The sequence below is a fragment of the Actinacidiphila sp. bgisy160 genome (assembly GCF_057707815.1).
Genome location: NZ_JBYIQW010000007.1, coordinates 124,898 through 142,064 on the forward strand (window position 1 = coordinate 124,898; position 17,167 = coordinate 142,064).

Sequence of the window (17,167 nt, forward strand, 5' to 3'; positions counted from 1 at the left end):
GCACGCGACAACGGACCGCGACCACAACCCACCCACCCGCACGATTCCTACCGCAGGCGCCCCAGCGCGTCCCGCACGCGCCGCACGTCGCGCAGACGGTGCTCGTACGTCGCCCCGACCGCCAGCAGGAGGACGCCCGCCAGGGCGAGCGGCACCCAGCGGGGGAGCGCGCCGAGGGCCTGGGCGATGTAGGGCGCCAGTTCGTGCAGCGCGTCGAGTGCGAGCACGCCCGACCCCAGCAGGAGCGGCGCCGCCAGCCGGTGCCGGGCACCAAGGAGCATCACGGCGAGCGAGGCCGCGCCCAGGAACAGGGGGCGGACCCAGCCCGGGTCTCCCCAGGCGGCGGCGAGGCTCGGGAGCAGGGTCGCGGAGAGTCCGGGGGCGTAGGCGGCCCAGGAGGAGAACGCGGAGTCACGGCGCCGGCGCAGGGCGCCGACGCCCAGGGCGGCGACCGTGACGGGGAGCGTGTACGCCTCCGGGACGTGGACGTCGGACGCCGCGAGGCGCACCCAACCGGCCGCGACCATCAGGCAGGTCGCGACGTACCCGAGCCACCGCCGGTCGGCCCGCAGCGCCGCGACCGCCGCGGCGAGGACGCCCGCGAGGGCGAGCGCGAGGGCGAGCAGTGCGCGGTCGTCGGCGACGAGGACGACCCCGAGGAGGGCCGCCGCGTGGCCGGGGTGCTCGAAGAAGCGCCCGGGGGTGCGGAGGGCGGCTGCCTGGGCGGCCGCGGCAATCGCGAGGAGGGTGAACGCCGCCGCGTGCGCGGGCAGTCCGGTCCAGGCGAGGCCGGCCGCGCAGGCGACCACGGCGGCGGCGCTCACCACGCGGGTGTGCGACGCCACGGCGTACAGCGCGCCGAGGCAGGCCGTCAGCACGGCGAGCACGATGAGCGTCGTCGTGCGCTGCGGGTGGGCCCAGGCGACAGCCGTCGCGGCGAGCCCGCACGCTGTCGCCAGGGCGGTCCAGGTCAGGGCCCTGGCCGACAGCGCGAGCAGGGCGGCCACGACGACGAGCCGTACGGGCAGCGGGCCGGGCACGCACACCGCGAGCGCGGCCGACACCAGGGCGCCGGAGGCGGCGACCGGGCCGTACGGGGTGCCGCGGTGCAGCCGCGCCGCCGCGGCCAGTTCCGCGGCGAGCAGGCCGGCCACCGCGACCGCGCCGTACGCGCCGTCCCACGCGTCGGGCGTGAGGACGCCCACGACCAGCGAGGGCAGCGCCCACAGCAGTGCGAGGGCGTGCACCGTGGCGGCGCCGGCCGCGAGACCCGCGGCCACCGGGCGGAGGCGGGCCGGTACGGCGAGGGCCGCCGCACCCAGCACGACCGCCGCGCACACCAGGTACTCCGGGACGACCCAGTCGCCGGGCACGCCGGCCCGCACGAGCCCGCCTGCCGCGCCGACGACCGCGAGCGCCACGACCCCGGACAGGATCCCGGACACGGCGGCGGGCACGGCGGGCCGCAGCGCGACGGCGAGGGCGACCGCCGCCGCGCCCAGCAGCAGCGCGCCCGCGCGCAGTGCCGCACCCGTGTCGCCGGCCGACAGGGAGAGCCCGCCCGCGGTGAGCAGTCCGGCCGTCCCGAGCGCCGTCCCGGCGACCGCGGCGGTGATCCGCGTCCCGCGCCCGGCGGTGAGGAGGGCGGCCGCCGCGTCCAGGGCGGCCGTGACGAGCAGGGCGGTCGCCAGACCGTACGCCGACTGCGCGGCCGACGCCCACAGCGCCAGGGGGAGTTGACCGATCGCCACGGCGAAGGGCACGGGCAGCACGAGCCGCCCGAGCGCCTTTCCGTACCCGGCCCACAGCGCGGTGACGACGGCCAGGGACACCGCCGCGTAGCGCAGCCCGTCCGTGCCGGAGAACACCACGCGGTGGAGCGCGTACGCGTCGAGCAGCAGCAGGACGAGGCCGAGGCAGGCGACGACCTCGGCCGTGGCGGTCAGCGCGCGGCGCAGCAGCAGCGACGGGACGCCCGTCGCCGCGAGGGTCAGCGCGCCCAGCACGGCGGCCCGGCCGCCGATGCCGAGGTGGCCCCAGCTGATGACGGTGAACGCGATGGCCGCGACCGCCAGCAGCACACCGCCCAGGGCCAGCAGCAGGTTCTGCACCGCGCGCGGCGACGTCTCGCGGCGCGGCGGGCCACCCCGGGGCGGAGCCGGCCGCGTGCCCCACGGGGCCGGAGGGTACGGCGGCCGCAGTTGCGCCAGCAACTGCCCGCGCCGGGCGATGAGGCGGCCACGCTCGGCGTCCAGCCGCAGGAGCGCGCGGTCGGTCTCGCGCAGTTCCTCGGCGACCGGCCCGAGCAGGGGCAGCGCGCAGCGCGGACAGGCGGGCGGCGGCGTCGCGGGCAGGTAGGCGCCGCACGCGGGGCAGCGGTCGTGCGGCGGGGGCGTGGTGTCCATGGCTCGGAGTGTGGCGCGGCCCACGTGGCCGGGCATGCGCGCCGGTACTCAGATCCGCGCTGAGTACGCACACTGGCTGCATGGACTGGAGCCGTTACCGCTTCCGCAGTCTGTGGCGGATCGCCGCCTCGCCCGAGGCCGTGTACGACCTCCTGGAGCGCCCGCACGAGTACCCGGCCTGGTGGCCCCAGGTCCGCGAGGTGCGGCAGACCGGCGAGACCGCCGGCATGCTGCGCTTGCGCTCGGTCCTGCCGTACGACCTGTTCGTCACCGCGCAGCAGACCCGCCGCGACCCGGGGGCGCGGGTTCTTGAGGCGGCGATGTACGGGGACCTGGAGGGGTGGGTGCGGTGGACGGTCGGCGCGGACGGCGCGGACGGCGGCACCCGGCTGCTCTTCGAGGAGGAAGTGATCGTCAACAAGCCGCTGATGCGGCGGCTGGCCGTGCCGTGCCGGCCGCTGTTCCGGGCGAACCACGCCCTGATGATGCGGCAGGGGAGGCGCGGCATGGCCGCCCGGTTGCGCGCGGAGGGCGCACCCGGCCGGGAAGCCGTTTGAACGCAGCCGCCGGTGCCCTGTATTGTTCAGGTCGTCCCGGGCGATTAGCTCAGCGGGAGAGCACTTCGTTCACACCGAAGGGGTCACTGGTTCGATCCCAGTATCGCCCACCGTCACGAAGGGCCGGTCCATCTAGGACCGGCCCTTCGTCGTGCGCTGGGCCCTGTCGTCAAAGTAGCTCCCCCAGCTCCGCTGGGAGGTGCCGCGCCAGGTGCCGCGGGGTGGGGGCACCCCCGGGCGAAGGCCGGGGGAGGGACTTCGACGACAGGGCCTAGGCCGCCGGCTCCTCGGGTGTCCGAGCGGGCGACGGCCGCAGCGGCCATGCCGGGTCGACCTGCTCGTCCGTGCCGCTGCGGGCGAACCAGGCCTGCAGCCCGCGGGCCTGGCCGGCGTGCCAGACCGCCTGCCGGGCGTGCAGTTCGGCGGGCGGCACGCCGCCGATGCGCGTGGAGAAGCGGTGTCCCAGCACTCGTACGAGTGTGAGCGCGGCGAGGGCGTCCGCCGCGGCGTCGTGAGCGTCGGTCAGCACCACGCCGTAGTGCGCGCACAGGTCGGTGAGGGTGCGGCGGCCCTTGCGGTAGCGGTCGAGGTGCTTGTCCAGGACCCGGGGGTCGAGGACGCGCAGCGCGCCGCGGACCAGGTAGGCGTCGAGCGGCATGCCGCGGTGGCGTTTCAACTCCCGGTCGAGCAGCGTCAGGTCGAAGGGCGCGTTCATCACCACCAGCGGCACGCCGGCCGCGGCCTGCTCGGCCAGCGCGCGTGCCAGTTCCTCCATCACCGGGCCGGGGCGGCGTCCGTTCGCCCGGAGGTGGTCGTCGTCCAGCCCGTGTACCGCGCGGGCCCCTTCGGGCACCGGGACCCCCGGGTCCACCAGCCAGCGGGTCGTCCTGGCCGGTATGCCGGGGGCGTCCTCGACCACCAACGCGGCCGAGACGACCCGGTCGTGCTCCACGTCGACCCCCGTGGTCTCCGTGTCGAAGGCGGCCAGCGGGCCGTCGTACCAGTGCGGCATGGCGCACCTCCCGTGCGGATCGCAGGATTTGGGCGGCCGGAGGGGCGCCCTTACGGTACGTACCCGTGACCGCACGTCACCGAACCGCAACGGTTTGCGACTTGTCGCTGGTGGGGATGAAGATGGCAACGGGGGTCACCAGGATTCCCGCGCCCGGAAGGCACGGAGAGCGATGGCGCTCGAGCAGCCCGGCCCGGGTGGGCTGCTGTCCGAACGGAACGCACCGTTGCGCGGCGGACTCGCCACCACCAGCTGCATGGAAACCCTCCAAGTGGGATATCTGCACGCGGTGGCGGCGGCCGCCGGCTGTTCGCTCGCCCAGCCCTTCCCGGACAACGGCATCGACTGGCACATAAGCCACAGTTCGCACGGCCACAGCGTGGACGACGAAGTGACCATCAAGGTGCAGCTCAAGTGCACCTACCAGGTCGCCCCGCGGCCCGCTGGCCCGACCTTCGCCTTCACGCTCGAGAACGAGCACCTGGTGAAGCTGGCCCGGAACCCGGTCTCGGTACACAAGATCCTCGTGGTGATGCTCGTGCCCCGCACCCAGGAGGAGTGGCTGCGCGCCAGCCACGACCGGCTGGAGCTGCGGCACTGCTGCTACTGGACGAACCTCGCCGGTCACGCGGTGACCGGCAGGCGCAAGACCACCGTGCGGATACCCACCGCGCGGATATTCGACGACCGGGCCCTGTGCGAGATCATGACGCGGGTCGGGGCGGGAGGGAGGCCCTGATGAGCCCGACGGCCGACGACGCACTCGTCCCGCCCGACCCCGAGCGGGTCGACCCCGGCGTCCTCGTCGCCCTCCTCGCCCGCCACGGCTGGCGGCTGCGCGGCGGCGCCCCCGGACGCTACACACGCTGGACGCCCCCCGGCGAGCCGGCGTCCGCCGCCCGGACCAGCCTCCTGGTGCCCGATCGGCGTACCGCGGGCGCCCGCTACGCCGACCACGCCGAACTGCTGGGCGAGGCCCTCGACGCCCTCGCCCGCTGCGGCGAGCCGTCGGCGCGCGAGGTGCTGACCGCGCTTGCCGTCCCCGGCGACGAGATCCGCTGGCACCGCGAGCCGCCGCCGGCCGCCGGTGCGGCCGTGCCGTGGACGGCCGCGGAGCAGTTGCGCGCCGCCGCCCGCGCCATGCTCATGTCCGCAGCCCGTGCCGAACGCGACCGCTTCGGCTACTTCGGCGCGCGCCACACCGGGCACGCCGACGCCTTCCTGGAACAGGTGCTGGTCGGGGACGCGCCGGGGCACCAGCTCACGGCGTACGCGCCGGTGCCCGAGGGCCGCCGCATCGTGACCACGCTGCTGCGTGCCCTGCAGGCCGCCCGGGACGCCGTGGACTACCAGCGGACCACCGGCGGCATGGAGGCCTTCGACGCGGCCGTGGGCCTCGGCGTCTGCCACGAACTGGCCGACTCCCTGATCCGGATGGTGCGCGGCACCGAGGGCGTGGCGGTCACCCTGGCCTGGGCACCGGCGGCCGGGCCACCGGCGGGGTTCGCGACCGTGCCGGAGCCGGTCGAGTTCTCCCCTGGCGACCTCCCCGCGCTGGAGGCCGCCAGTGATCGTTACGTGCGCGGGGAACCCTCCGTCGACGTGCGGATCACCGGCACCGTCACCCGGCTGCGCCGGCCGCGTCCCTCCGGGGGCGGCACCGTCCGGCTGCGTGTGCTGGCCGGTGCCGACGTACGCCACGTACGCGTCCGCCTGCCGGAGGATGGGTACCGCATCGCGGCCCAGGCGCACCTGGTCGGGCTGCCCGTCCGGCTCTCCGGGCGGCTGGAACGGCGTACCGGCTTCCGTCACCTCACCCACGCGTCCGTGCTGACCCCCGTGCACGTCGACGAGGCCGACCGCGACCGGCTGATGAAAGCCCTGCACGGCGGCGTCGACACCTTCGAGGACTCCTTCGGCGGCTGACCGGGGTGCCCGCCGGGCGGCGGCCGCGCCGCCGGGGCCATCGCTTCGCGGGGCACCCGTGCGGCTCGGTAGGATTCAGCGGTGCAGCATTCCGCTGCCGGACCCAGTGGGACATACGTCAGGAGAGACCGGTGTCAGACGTCCGTGTGATCATCAAACGCGATTCCGAGGAGCAGGAAGAGCGGCTGGTCACCACGGGCACGACGGCGGCCGAGCTCTTCGACGGCGACCGCACCGTCGTCGCCGCGCGCGTGGGGGGCCAGCTCAAGGACCTCACCCACGAGGTCGCCGACGGCGACGAGGTCGAGCCCGTCGGGATCGCCAGCGAGGACGGCCTCAACATCCTGCGCCACTCCACCGCGCACGTGATGGCCCAGGCCGTGCAGGAGCTCTTCCCGGAGGCCAAGCTCGGCATCGGCCCGCCGATCAAGGACGGCTTCTACTACGACTTCGACGTCGACAAGCCCTTCCACCCCGACGACCTCAAGCGCATCGAGAAGAAGATGCAGGAGATCGTCAAGCGCGGTCAGCGCTTCTCCCGCCGTGCCGTCAGCGACGACGAGGCCCGCGAGGAACTCGCCGACGAGCCCTACAAGCTGGAGCTGATCGGCCTCAAGGGCTCCGCCGCCGAGGCCGCCGAGGGCGCCTCCGCGGAGGTCGGCGCCGGCGAACTGACCATCTACGACAACCTGGACGCCAAGACCGGCGAGCTGTGCTGGAAGGACCTCTGCCGCGGTCCCCACCTGCCCTCCACCCGGATCATCCCCGCGTTCAAGCTGATGCGCTCGGCCGCCGCCTACTGGCGCGGCAGCGAGAAGAACAAGCAGCTGCAGCGGATCTACGGCACCGCCTGGCCGTCCAGGGACGAGCTCAAGGCGTACCTGGACTTCCTCGTCGAGGCCGAGAAGCGCGACCACCGCAAGCTCGGCCAGGAACTCGACCTGTTCTCCATCCCGGAGCAGATCGGCTCGGGCCTGGCGGTCTTCCACCCCAAGGGCGGCATCATCCGCCGGGTCATGGAGGACTACTCGCGCCGCCGGCACGAGGAGGAGGGCTACGAGTTCGTCTATACCCCGCACGCCACCAAGGGGAAGCTCTTCGAGACCTCGGGCCACCTGGACTGGTACGCCGACGGCATGTACCCGCCCATGCAGCTCGACGAGGGCGTGGACTACTACCTCAAGCCCATGAACTGCCCGATGCACAATCTGGTCTTCGACGCGCGCGGTCGCTCGTACCGTGAACTGCCGCTGCGCCTGTTCGAGTTCGGCACCGTGTACCGGTACGAGAAGTCGGGTGTCGTGCACGGCCTCACCCGTGCCCGCGGCTTCACCCAGGACGACGCGCACATCTACTGCACCAGGGAGCAGATGGCGGACGAGCTCGACAAGACGCTCACCTTCGTCCTCAACCTGCTGCGCGACTACGGCCTGACCGACTTCTACCTGGAGCTGTCCACCAAGGACCCGGAGAAGTTCGTCGGCTCCGACGAGATCTGGGAGGAGGCCACCGAGACGCTGCGGCAGGTGGCCGAGAAGCAGGGCCTCCCGCTCGTCCCCGACCCGGGCGGCGCCGCCTTCTACGGTCCCAAGATCTCCGTCCAGGCCAAGGACGCCATCGGCCGCACGTGGCAGATGTCGACCGTGCAGCTCGACTTCAACCTGCCGGAGCGCTTCGACCTGGAGTACACGGCGGCCGACGGCTCCAAGCAGCGCCCGGTCATGATCCACCGCGCGCTCTTCGGCTCCATCGAGCGCTTCTTCGCGGTGCTGCTGGAGCACTACGCGGGTGCCTTCCCGGTCTGGCTGGCGCCGGTCCAGGCGGTCGGCATCCCGATCGGCGACGCGCACGTGCCCTACCTGCAGGAGTTCGCCGCCGAGGCGAAGAAGAAGGGCCTGCGGGTCGAGGTGGACGCCTCGGCGGACCGCATGCAGAAGAAGATCCGCAACGCCCAGCGGAGCAAGGTGCCGTTCATGGTCATCGTCGGCGACGAGGACATGGCGGCGGGCTCGGTCTCCTTCCGCTACCGGGACGGCTCGCAGAAGAACGGCATCCCGCGCGACGAGGCGATCGCCGAGATCGCCAAGGCCGTCGAGGACCGCGTCCAGGTCTGACCGCCGGTTCGCACGACCGGGGCCCCGGAGGCTATTCGCCCTCCGGGGGCCCCGGTACGTCCGACCGCTCCCCGGGCCGGCGGAAGCTCTTGACCAGCCAGGACGAGAACGACCCGACGACCGCGCCGATCAGGACCACGCCCAGGAACATCACGCCGACGGCGATCACCCGCCCGCGCACCGTGACGGGGACGAGGTCGCCGTACCCGGTCGTGGTGATCGTGGAGCAGAGCCACCACACCGACTGGCCGTAGGTCCGGATCTCCGCGCCGGGGGTGTACCGCTCGTACGCGTAGACCTGCAGGCTCGCCGCGAAGCCGAGCAGGAGGGCGCTGAGCCCCGCATAGGACATGACCCGGGCTTCCAGGGAGAGCCGCGGCTGCTGGTGGCGGTTCAGCATCTGCCCGTAGAGCTGCAGCATGCGCAGCGGACGCAGCAGCGGCAGGATCACCACCACGAGGTCGAGCCAACGCCGGCGGACGTACGTCCAGCGGTGCGGTGCGACGGCCACCCGAACCAGGTAGTCCAGTACGAAGAACCCCCAGGTCACGACGGTGATCAGCAGCAGTAGGTCCGACCAGTCGGGCGGCAGGTCCGGGACGAGCACGCGCACCGCGTACGTGACGAGGAACACCAGGGACCCGATGGACAGCGGCACGCTGCCCCAACGCTCCCACTCCCGCAGCCGCCGCTCGTCATCCATGGACATGGGGCCAGCATCGTGCCACGTGGCCGGGAGCGCCCCCGGCGACACGCAGGCCCGGGACGACGCCATATGCTGCAAGACATGACGAGTGAGCCGGAACTGCAGAACGGAGTGGGGACGCAGGACGCGTTCCAGCGCCTGTGGACGCCGCACCGCATGGCGTACATCCAGGGCGAGAACAAGCCGACCGGCCCCGGGGCCGGGGACGGCTGCCCCTTCTGCGCGATTCCGGAGATGAGTGACGAGGACGGGCTGGTCATCGCGCGCGGCGACGCCGTGTACGCGGTCCTCAACCTCTACCCGTACAACGGCGGCCACCTCATGGTGGTCCCCTACCGCCACGTCGCGGACTACACCGACCTCGACGGGCCGGAGACCACCGAGCTGGCCGAGTTCACCAAGCGCGCCATGGTCGCGCTGCGCTCGGCCTCCGGCGCCCACGGCTTCAACATCGGCATGAACCAGGGCACCGTGGCGGGCGCGGGGATCGCCGCGCACCTGCACCAGCACGTGGTGCCGCGCTGGGGTGGCGACACCAACTTCATGCCGGTGGTCGGCCACACCAAGGTGCTGCCGCAGCTCCTCGCCGACACCCGCAAGATGCTCGCCGACGCCTGGCCGGCCGGCTGACCCGGCCCGTCCCGCCGCCGGGCCGGGGCGGCACGGCGGCCGTCCGGCCCGGGGCCCGTCAGTAGACGTCGGCCTCGCTGGGCGACGCGTCCTGCACCGAGGTGCTCAGGAACAGCGAGCGTGCGGTGAACTTGGTGGTGTCCACGCCGTTCTCCTCCATGACGGCGATCGCCGCGGAGTGCACCGCGCGCAGCACCGGGGTGGCCGCGCGCAGCGCGTCGTCGGCCATGAAGCGGTGCTTCCAGGGCGGCGACGCCCAGGTGTGGCGCAGCCCGAAGGGCTCGGGCAGAACGATCTTGCCGCCGAGGTAGTCCAGCAGCTGCGGGAAGCGGGTGAACGGGGCCCGCGCGGCCAGCCGGACGACCTCGGCGCTCTCCACGAGCGGCAGCTGCACCTTCTTCGTCTCCCAGAACTTGACGGGGTGACTCGTCTCCTTCTCCTTGGCCTCCGGCGCCGTGGTGAACAGGGAGTGCACCGGCCCCAGGGCGTGCCCGGTCACCTCGACCCGCAGGGTGCTGGCCAGCACCGTCACGGTGACCATCAGGGTCATCACCAGCTGGCCGTCCCACAGCACGAACTGCACGCCCAGGTAGTGCCGGTTGCCCTTGCCGAACTGCTGCTCGTTGCAGATCCGCTGGATCTCGAAGTCGCGGACGGTGTACCCGTCGACGTCCGAGCCGGCCGGCCGGGCGATCTTCTTGGCGTCCTCGCCCACGGGGGCGACGACCCAGTGCTGTATCAGGGGCTTGGTGAAGCCGCCGGTGTGCAGCGGGCCGCGCTGCAGGTCGCGCAGCCGGCCGTGGATCGCCTTGATCACGTCCCAGCTGCGGAACGGGTGGATCTCGGCGAGGCCCTCGCGGGGCGTCAGCTCCTCGGCCATCTGCCAGATGCCCCAGCGGGTGCCCATACCGAGTATGCCCTTGGGGCCGGCGTAGAAGACCACGTTGCTCTGCTGCTCGGCGGAGAGCTTGGCCAGGCTCTGGCGCAGCTTCTCGGCCCGGGTCTCGTTGGGGTTGCGCGGCACGGCCTCGGGGATCTTGGCGCCGACGCCGCTGCCGGAGACCAGCCCCGCCCAGCGTTCGCGCAGGTCCTTGGCCGTCTGCTCACAGATCCGCTTCGCCCAGAACCAGCCGAGGACCGGGGCCGCCATCATCACCCGCAGGTACTGCGACCAGAAGCCGGCGAGCGGCGGGTCGAGGACGAACAGGACGGCGAAGAAGCCGACCACGACCAGGACCACCGAGCCGAGCAGCCCGGCCCTGGAGCCCTCGGACTTCGCCACGACGGCGCGCAGTTGGAAGGCGCCCAGCCAGATCAGCATCCCGGGCAGGAAGAGCAGGCCGAACACGACCATGACGGCCGTCAGCTTGTTGTCCCTTTCCTGGCGGATCCGGTTGGCGGCCAGGCAGTGCTCGACGACGGTCTGCGGCTCCGCGCCGAAGGACTGCACCAGTTCGTTGCGGGCGGCGCCCAGCATCCGGTTCTGCACGGCGCGGGCGAAGGCCTCGCCCAGGTTCGCCTGGAGCAGCCTGACCCGCGCTTCCTTGACCGAGGACTTGCCCTCGTCGGCCTTCGACAGGGCCTCCAGGGGGCTGTCCCGGTAGGCGGCCGACGCGAGCGCCTGGGTGGCCGCGGTCTGCCCGTCGACACCGCTCAGCGGTATCTGCGCGCCCGGGCTCAGGAAGTCGAAACCGTCGGTCACTGCCGCCCCCTTCTGGTCCCCGCCCGCGCGGAAGTGAACCCGCCCGGCCCTTTCCCCGGCCGCGGCACCGGCACACCTGCGACGCCGCCCACCCAGCGTATACGGGGCGTGTGACGTGCGTCATCGGCCCGGCGGAAGAAGATCGTTCCGCCGGGCCGCCAACCTCCCCCACCTGGGGGTTACTTGCCGGACTCCTGGGCGTGCTGCTCCCTCAGTTTCTGCGCCAGCTGGGGCGGCATCGGCTCGTGCCGGGCGTAGCTGCGGCCGTACCGGCCGGTGCCGTGCGACAGCGACCTGAGGTCGACCGCGTAGCGCCCGATCTCGATCTCCGGTACCTCGGCCCGCACCAATGTGCGTCCCAGGCCGACCGGTTCGGTGCCCAGCACCCGTCCGCGGCGCCCGGACAGGTCGCTCATGACCGGACCGACGTACTCGTCCGGCACCATCACCCGGATCTCGCTGACGGGTTCCAGCAGGTGGATGCGGCACTGGGTGGCCGCCTCGCGCAGGGCGAGCGCGCCCGCCGTCTGGAAGGCGGCGTCGGAGGAGTCCACCGAGTGCGCCTTGCCGTCGACCAGGGTGATGCGGATGTCCTCGACCGGGAAGCCGAGGGCCACGCCCTTGGCGGCCTGGGCGCGGACGCCCTTCTCCACCGAGGGGATGAACTGCCGCGGTACCGCGCCGCCGACGACCTTGTCGACGAACTCGATGCCGGAGCCGACCGGCAGCGGTTCCACCTCGATGTCGCAGATGGCGTACTGGCCGTGCCCGCCGGACTGCTTGACGTGCCGTCCGCGCGCCGCCGACTTCTCGCCGAAGGTCTCGCGCAGCGCCACCTTGTGCGGCACCGCGTCGACCTGCACGCCGTAGCGCGTGCGCAGCCGCTCCAGTGCCACGTCCATGTGGGCCTCGCCCAGGCACCACAGCACGACCTGCCGCGTGTCGGGGTTCTGCTCCAGCCGCATCGTGGGGTCCTCGGCGACGAGCCGGGACAGGCCGACGGACAGCTTGTCCTCGTCGGCCTTGCTGTGCGCCTGGATGGCGACCGGCAGCAGGGGGTCCGGCATCAGCCAGGGCTCCATGAGCAGCGGGTCGTCCTTGGCGGAGAGGGTGTCCCCGGTCTCCGCGCGGGTCAGTTTGGCGACGCAGGCCAGGTCGCCCGCGACACAGTGCGGCACCGTCCGCTGCTGCTTGCCGAACGGCGAGGACAGGGCGCCGACGCGCTCGTCGACGTCGTGGTCCTCGTGGCCGCGGTCCTCCAGACCGTGTCCGGAGACGTGGACCGTCTCGTCGGGGCGCAACGTGCCCGAGAAGACCCGCACGAGGCTGATCCGCCCCACGTACGGGTCGGAGGAGGTCTTCACGACCTCGGCGGCCAGCGGCCCGTCCGGATCGCAGCTGAGCTGCGCGTGCGCGGTGCCCTGAGGCGTGGTGACCCGCGGCACCTCGCGTTCCAGCGGCGTCGGGAAGCCACCGGTGATCAACTCCAGCAGCTCCACGGTGCCGATGCCCTGTCTGCAGCCCTCAGCGGCCGGCGCAGCGGCCAGCACGGGGTGGAAGGAGCCGCGTGCCACGGCCCGCTCCAGGTCCTGGATCAGCGTCTTGAGGTCGAGCTCCTCGCCGCCGAGGTAGCGGTCCATGAGGGTCTCGTCCTCGCTCTCGGCGATGATCCCCTCGATGAGCCGGGCGCGCGCCTCGTCCATCTCCGGCAGTTGCCCGTCGTCCGGTGCGCGCTCCTCGCGCTTGCCGGAGGAGTAGTCGTAGACCCGCTGCGACAGCAGACCGATGAGCCCGGTCACGGGTGTGTGGCCGTCCGCGGCCTCCTCGCCGTGCAGCGGGAGGTACAGCGGCAGCACCGCGTCGGGGGAGTCGCCCCCGAAGGCCTCGCGGCAGGTCTGCGTCATCTCGTCGAAGTCCGCCCGTGCCGCCTCCAGGTGCGTGACGACGACCGCGCGCGGCATGCCGACCGCCGCGCACTCCTCCCAGACCATCCGGGTGGCGCCGTCGACGCCGTCGGCCGCCGAGACGACGAAGAGGGCCGCGTCCGCTGCCCGCAGACCGGCCCTGAGTTCCCCCACGAAGTCGGCGTACCCGGGGGTGTCCAGCAGATTGATCTTGATCCCGTCCCACTCCACCGGTACGAGCGAGAGCTGTACCGAGCGCTGCTGACGGTGCTCGATCTCGTCGTGGTCGGAGACGGTCCCGCCGTCGGCCACGTGCCCGGCGCGGTTCACCGCCCCTGTCGCCAGCGCGAGCGCCTCGACCAGTGTCGTCTTCCCGGAGCCACTGTGGCCGACCAGCACCACGTTGCGTACGTCCTCGGGCCGGCCGGCCGCCAATGCCCTTCCGGCGGCTCCCGGACCTGCATCTCTCCTGTCGCCCATGTGCCTCGCCTCCCGGTCCGTCACGGCATGGGGACTGGCGCCACGGGAGACCACCCGCCCAGGGCGGTCTGCAATGACGCCCGCGGTAATTCGACCTTCCCACGCGCGTCACGGTGCGTCCATACGTCGTACGGGTCGCGGTAGGACGGGAGCCAGGCAGCTGCGGTGGAACGCGCCTGGCTACGATGGGCCAGCCGGGCGGCCGACGGGGCCGCGCCGGGGCACCCACGAACCCCTCCGGGAAGGCCATGCTGAACAAGTACGCGCGTGCTTTCTTCACGCGTGTCCTCACACCGTTCGCCGCGTTTCTGCTGCGCCGGGGCGTCAGCCCGGACACGGTCACGCTGATCGGCACCGGAGGAGTGGTCGCGGGAGCGCTGGTCTTCTACCCCAGGGGCGAGTTCTTCTGGGGCACGGTCGTCATCACCCTGTTCGTCTTCTCCGACCTGGTGGACGGCAACATGGCCCGGCAGGCGGGCGTCTCCAGCCGCTGGGGCGCCTTCCTGGACTCCACGCTGGACCGGGTCGCCGACGCGGCCATCTTCGGCGGGCTGGCCCTGTGGTACGCCGGGGGCGGGAACGACCTCGTGCTGTGCGCGGTGACGATCTTCTGCCTCGCCAGCGGCCAGGTGGTCTCGTACACCAAGGCGCGCGGTGAGAGCATCGGACTGCCGGTGGCGGTGAACGGCCTGGTCGAACGAGCCGAGCGACTGGTGATCTCACTGGTGGCCTGCGGTTTCGCCGGACTCCACAAGTTCGGCGTCCCCGGCATCCAGTGGCTGCTGCCGATCGCCCTGTGGATCGTGGCCGTCGGCAGCCTGGTGACGCTGGTGCAGCGGGTGATCACCGTGCGCCGCGAGGCCTTCGAGGCCGACGCGGCGGCGCACGAGGGGAGCGGGCGGGCGTGAAGGACGCGCTGACCGACGCGCTGTACGGACTGGGCTGGGGCGCGGTCAAACGGCTGCCGGAACCCGCCGCGGCGCGGCTCGGCCGGTCCATCGCCGACCTCGCCTGGAGCCGACGTGGCAAGGGCGTGCAGCGCCTGGAGTCCAACCTGGCCAGGGTCGTGCCCGGCGCCGACGAGGCGCGGCTGCGCGAGCTGTCGAAGGCCGGTATGCGCTCGTACCTGCGCTACTGGATGGAGTCCTTCCGGCTGCCGGCCTGGAGCGAGGACCGCATCCGCGGCGCGTTCGACCCCAAGGACCTGCACCACCTGGAGGAAGGCCTGGCCAGTGGCCGCGGGGTCGTCCTCGCCCTGCCGCACATGGCCAACTGGGACCTCGCGGGCGCCTGGGTCACCACCAGGCTCGGGGTGCCCTTCGCCACCGTCGCCGAGCGGCTCAAGCCCGAGACGCTGTACGACCGGTTCGTCGCCTACCGCGAGGGCCTGGGCATGGAGGTGCTGCCGCACACCGGCGGCGCCGCCTTCGGCGCGCTGGCCCGGCGGCTGCGCGGCGGCGGCCTGGTGTGCCTGGTCGCCGACCGCGACCTGTCCTCCTCCGGCGTCGAGGTGGACTTCTTCGGCGAGGCCACCCGCATGCCCGCGGGGCCGGCCCTCCTCGCCCAGCAGACCGGGGCGCTGCTGCTGCCGGTCACCCTCTGGTACGACGACTCGCCCAACCTCCAGGGCCAGGTGCACGCCCCGGTCGACGTGCCGCAGGACGGCACGCGGGCGGAGCGGACCGCCGTCATGACGCAGCGCCTGGCGGACGTCTTCGCCGCCGGCATCGCCGAGCACCCCGAGGACTGGCACATGCTGCAGCGGCTGTGGCTCGCCGACCTCGAACCGCGGGCGGACGCGTCGGGCGGGCAACCCGGTGGGCGGGCCACGGCGTCCTCCCCGGTGTCCGGGCCCTCCCCGGCGTCCGGGCCCTCCCCGGCGTCCGGGGACCCCACTGACCGCTCCGGAACGGAGAAGCCTTGAGGATCGGGATCGTCAGCCCGTACTCGTGGGACGTCCCCGGCGGCGTCCAGTTCCACATCCGTGACCTCGCCGAGCACCTGATCGCGCTCGGCCACGAGGTCTCCGTCCTGGCGCCGGCCGACGACGACACCCCGCTGCCGCCCTACGTCGTCTCCTCCGGCCGTGCCGTGCCCGTGCCGTACAACGGCTCGGTCGCGCGACTCAACTTCGGCTTCCTGTCGGCCGCGCGAGTGCGCCGCTGGCTCCACGAGGGCGCCTTCGACGTCATCCACGTCCACGAGCCGTCCTCGCCCTCCCTCGGCCTGCTGACCTGCTGGGCCGCGCAGGGGCCGATCGTGGCCACCTTCCACACCTCCAACCCGCGCTCCCGGGCGATGATCGCCGCCTACCCGATCCTGCAGGCCGCACTGGAGAAGATCAGCGCCCGCATCGCGGTCAGCGAGTACGCGCGGCGCACCCTGGTCGAGCACCTGGGCGGCGACGCCGTGGTCATCCCCAACGGCGTCGACGTGGGCTTCTTCGCCGGCGCCGAGCCCAAGACGGAGTGGCAGGGGCAGACCATCGGCTTCATCGGGCGGATCGACGAGCCCCGCAAGGGCCTGCCCGTGCTGATGAAGGCCCTGCCGGGGATCCTCGCCGAGCGGCCGGACACCCGGCTGCTGGTCGCCGGGCGCGGCGACGAGGCCGAGGCGGTGGAGGACCTGCCCAAGGAGATGCGCGACCGGGTCGAGTTCCTCGGCATGATCAGCGACGAGGACAAGGCGCGCCTGCTGCGCAGCGTCGACCTGTACGTGGCGCCCAACACCGGCGGCGAGAGCTTCGGGATCATTCTCGTGGAGGCCATGTCGGCCGGGGCGCCGGTGCTCGCCAGCGACCTGGACGCCTTCCGTCAGGTGCTCGACGGGGGCGCGGCCGGCGAGCTCTTCCCCAACGAGGACCCGGACGCCCTGGCGGGCACCGCGGTGCGGCTGCTCGGCGACCCCGAGCGTCGCGCGCAGCTGCGTGAGCTGGGCTCGCGGCATGTCCGGCGTTTCGACTGGTCGGTCGTCGCCGCCGACATCCTCGCGGTGTACGAGACGGTCGCCGCCGGGGCGGCGTCGGTCGCCGCCGACGAGCGGGTGGGGCTGCGGGCCCGCTTCGGCTTCGCCCGCGACTGAGGCGCACGACCGGCGCCCGGCGGCCCGTCGCCCCGATGGGCCGTACCGGGCGCACCGGTAGCCTTGCGGCCCGTGACCACCTTCATCTGGGTCCTCGTGGCGCTGGTCGTCATCGGCCTCTACCTGAGCTGGACCGCGGGCCGGCTGGACCGCCTGCACACCCGTATCGACGCCGCCCGGGCCGCACTGGACGCGCAGCTGCTGCGCAGGGCCTCCGTGGCGCAGGAGCTGGCCACCGCGGGGGTGCTGGACCCGGCGGCGAGCATCGTGCTCTACGAGGCGGCGCACTCCGCCCGGCAGGCCCGGGACGAACGGCGCGAGGTGGCCGAGAGCGAACTGAGCCAGGCGCTGCGCGCCGTCTTCGCCGAGTCCGACGCGGTCGACGCGGTGCGGGCCGCCCCCGGTGGCGACGCGGCCGCCCACGAGCTCACCCAGGCGGTGCGCCGGGTGCCGATGGCGCGGCGCTTCCACAACGACGCCGTACGCGCCGCCAGGGCGCTGCGCGAGCACCGCAAGGTGCGCTGGTTCCGGCTCGCCGGGCACGCGCCGCGGCCGGTGACCTTCGAGATGGACGACGAGCCGCCGGCCGTCCTGACGGTGGAGGGCGTGGCAGGCCACTGAGGGGCGATTGGCCCTTTTGCGGTCCACTT

At 73.1% G+C, this 17,167-nt stretch carries 14 protein-coding genes and 1 tRNA gene; 10 read left to right on the forward strand and 5 right to left on the reverse strand.

What is annotated here, in order from left to right:
- Positions 1-47: 47 nt before the first annotated feature.
- A complete protein-coding gene (locus AC3EUJ_RS09335; RefSeq protein WP_431960561.1) occupies positions 48-2,405 on the reverse strand; it encodes an SCO7613 C-terminal domain-containing membrane protein in 2,358 nt (785 codons plus the stop codon).
- Between the two features lie 80 nt (positions 2,406-2,485).
- On the opposite strand from AC3EUJ_RS09335, the gene AC3EUJ_RS09340 reads away from it, so the two are divergent.
- Both AC3EUJ_RS09340 and AC3EUJ_RS09345 read left to right on the forward strand, forming a co-directional pair.
- Positions 2,486-2,962: an SRPBCC family protein gene (locus tag AC3EUJ_RS09340; protein ID WP_431960562.1), complete on the forward strand. Its 477-nt coding sequence runs from the start codon at positions 2,486-2,488 to the stop codon at positions 2,960-2,962.
- A gap of 38 nt (positions 2,963-3,000) precedes the next feature.
- A tRNA-Val gene (locus tag AC3EUJ_RS09345) sits at positions 3,001-3,072 on the forward strand.
- 161 nt (positions 3,073-3,233) lie between these two features.
- On the opposite strand, the gene AC3EUJ_RS09350 is transcribed toward AC3EUJ_RS09345, so the two are convergent.
- Positions 3,234-3,974 carry an exonuclease domain-containing protein gene (locus AC3EUJ_RS09350; RefSeq protein WP_431960563.1) on the reverse strand — a complete coding sequence of 247 codons (741 nt, stop codon included), beginning with the start codon at positions 3,972-3,974 and terminating at the stop codon, positions 3,234-3,236.
- A 172-nt stretch (positions 3,975-4,146) separates the two neighbouring features.
- Between AC3EUJ_RS09350 and AC3EUJ_RS09355 the strand changes: the two genes are divergently transcribed.
- The 3 genes from AC3EUJ_RS09355 (at position 4,147) to thrS (ending at position 8,014) form a co-directional block, all read left to right on the forward strand.
- Positions 4,147-4,713, forward strand: a complete 567-nt coding sequence (locus tag AC3EUJ_RS09355; protein WP_431960564.1) for a DUF4365 domain-containing protein — start codon at positions 4,147-4,149, stop codon at positions 4,711-4,713.
- A complete protein-coding gene (locus AC3EUJ_RS09360; RefSeq protein WP_431960565.1) occupies positions 4,713-5,900 on the forward strand; it encodes a hypothetical protein in 1,188 nt (395 codons plus the stop codon). Before AC3EUJ_RS09355 ends, AC3EUJ_RS09360 begins: the two co-directional genes overlap by 1 nt.
- Positions 5,901-6,031: 131 nt before the next feature.
- The gene (thrS, locus tag AC3EUJ_RS09365; RefSeq protein ID WP_431960566.1) at positions 6,032-8,014 is read left to right on the forward strand and encodes a threonine--tRNA ligase; all 1,983 of its coding nucleotides are present in this window, start codon (positions 6,032-6,034) and stop codon (positions 8,012-8,014) included.
- Between the two features lie 31 nt (positions 8,015-8,045).
- Here thrS and AC3EUJ_RS09370 read toward each other — a convergent pair whose 3' ends face one another.
- Positions 8,046-8,723: a potassium channel family protein gene (locus AC3EUJ_RS09370; protein WP_431960567.1), complete on the reverse strand. Its 678-nt coding sequence runs from the start codon at positions 8,721-8,723 to the stop codon at positions 8,046-8,048.
- 66 nt (positions 8,724-8,789) lie between these two features.
- Between AC3EUJ_RS09370 and AC3EUJ_RS09375 the strand changes: the two genes are divergently transcribed.
- The gene (locus AC3EUJ_RS09375) at positions 8,790-9,350 is read left to right on the forward strand and encodes an HIT family protein (RefSeq protein ID WP_431960568.1); all 561 of its coding nucleotides are present in this window, start codon (positions 8,790-8,792) and stop codon (positions 9,348-9,350) included.
- 58 nt (positions 9,351-9,408) lie between these two features.
- On the opposite strand, the gene AC3EUJ_RS09380 is transcribed toward AC3EUJ_RS09375, so the two are convergent.
- Positions 9,409-11,052 carry a hypothetical protein gene (locus AC3EUJ_RS09380; RefSeq protein WP_431960570.1) on the reverse strand — a complete coding sequence of 548 codons (1,644 nt, stop codon included), beginning with the start codon at positions 11,050-11,052 and terminating at the stop codon, positions 9,409-9,411.
- Between the two features lie 179 nt (positions 11,053-11,231).
- Positions 11,232-13,436 carry an elongation factor G-like protein EF-G2 gene (locus AC3EUJ_RS09385; RefSeq protein WP_431960571.1) on the reverse strand — a complete coding sequence of 735 codons (2,205 nt, stop codon included), beginning with the start codon at positions 13,434-13,436 and terminating at the stop codon, positions 11,232-11,234.
- A 185-nt stretch (positions 13,437-13,621) separates the two neighbouring features.
- Between AC3EUJ_RS09385 and pgsA the strand changes: the two genes are divergently transcribed.
- From pgsA to AC3EUJ_RS09405, 4 genes are all read left to right on the forward strand, one after another.
- Entirely contained in the window at positions 13,622-14,344 is a 723-nt protein-coding gene (gene pgsA / locus AC3EUJ_RS09390; RefSeq protein ID WP_431960572.1) for a phosphatidylinositol phosphate synthase, read from the forward strand.
- A complete protein-coding gene (locus AC3EUJ_RS09395) occupies positions 14,341-15,360 on the forward strand; it encodes a phosphatidylinositol mannoside acyltransferase (RefSeq protein ID WP_431960573.1) in 1,020 nt (339 codons plus the stop codon). Before pgsA ends, AC3EUJ_RS09395 begins: the two co-directional genes overlap by 4 nt.
- On the forward strand, positions 15,357-16,517 hold the full coding sequence (locus AC3EUJ_RS09400; RefSeq protein WP_431960574.1) for a glycosyltransferase family 4 protein: 1,161 nt from the start codon (positions 15,357-15,359) through the stop codon (positions 16,515-16,517). The genes AC3EUJ_RS09395 and AC3EUJ_RS09400 overlap by 4 nt, the downstream gene beginning before the upstream one ends.
- A gap of 63 nt (positions 16,518-16,580) precedes the next feature.
- Entirely contained in the window at positions 16,581-17,138 is a 558-nt protein-coding gene (locus AC3EUJ_RS09405; protein WP_431960575.1) for a LemA family protein, read from the forward strand.
- Positions 17,139-17,167 lie beyond the last annotated feature (29 nt).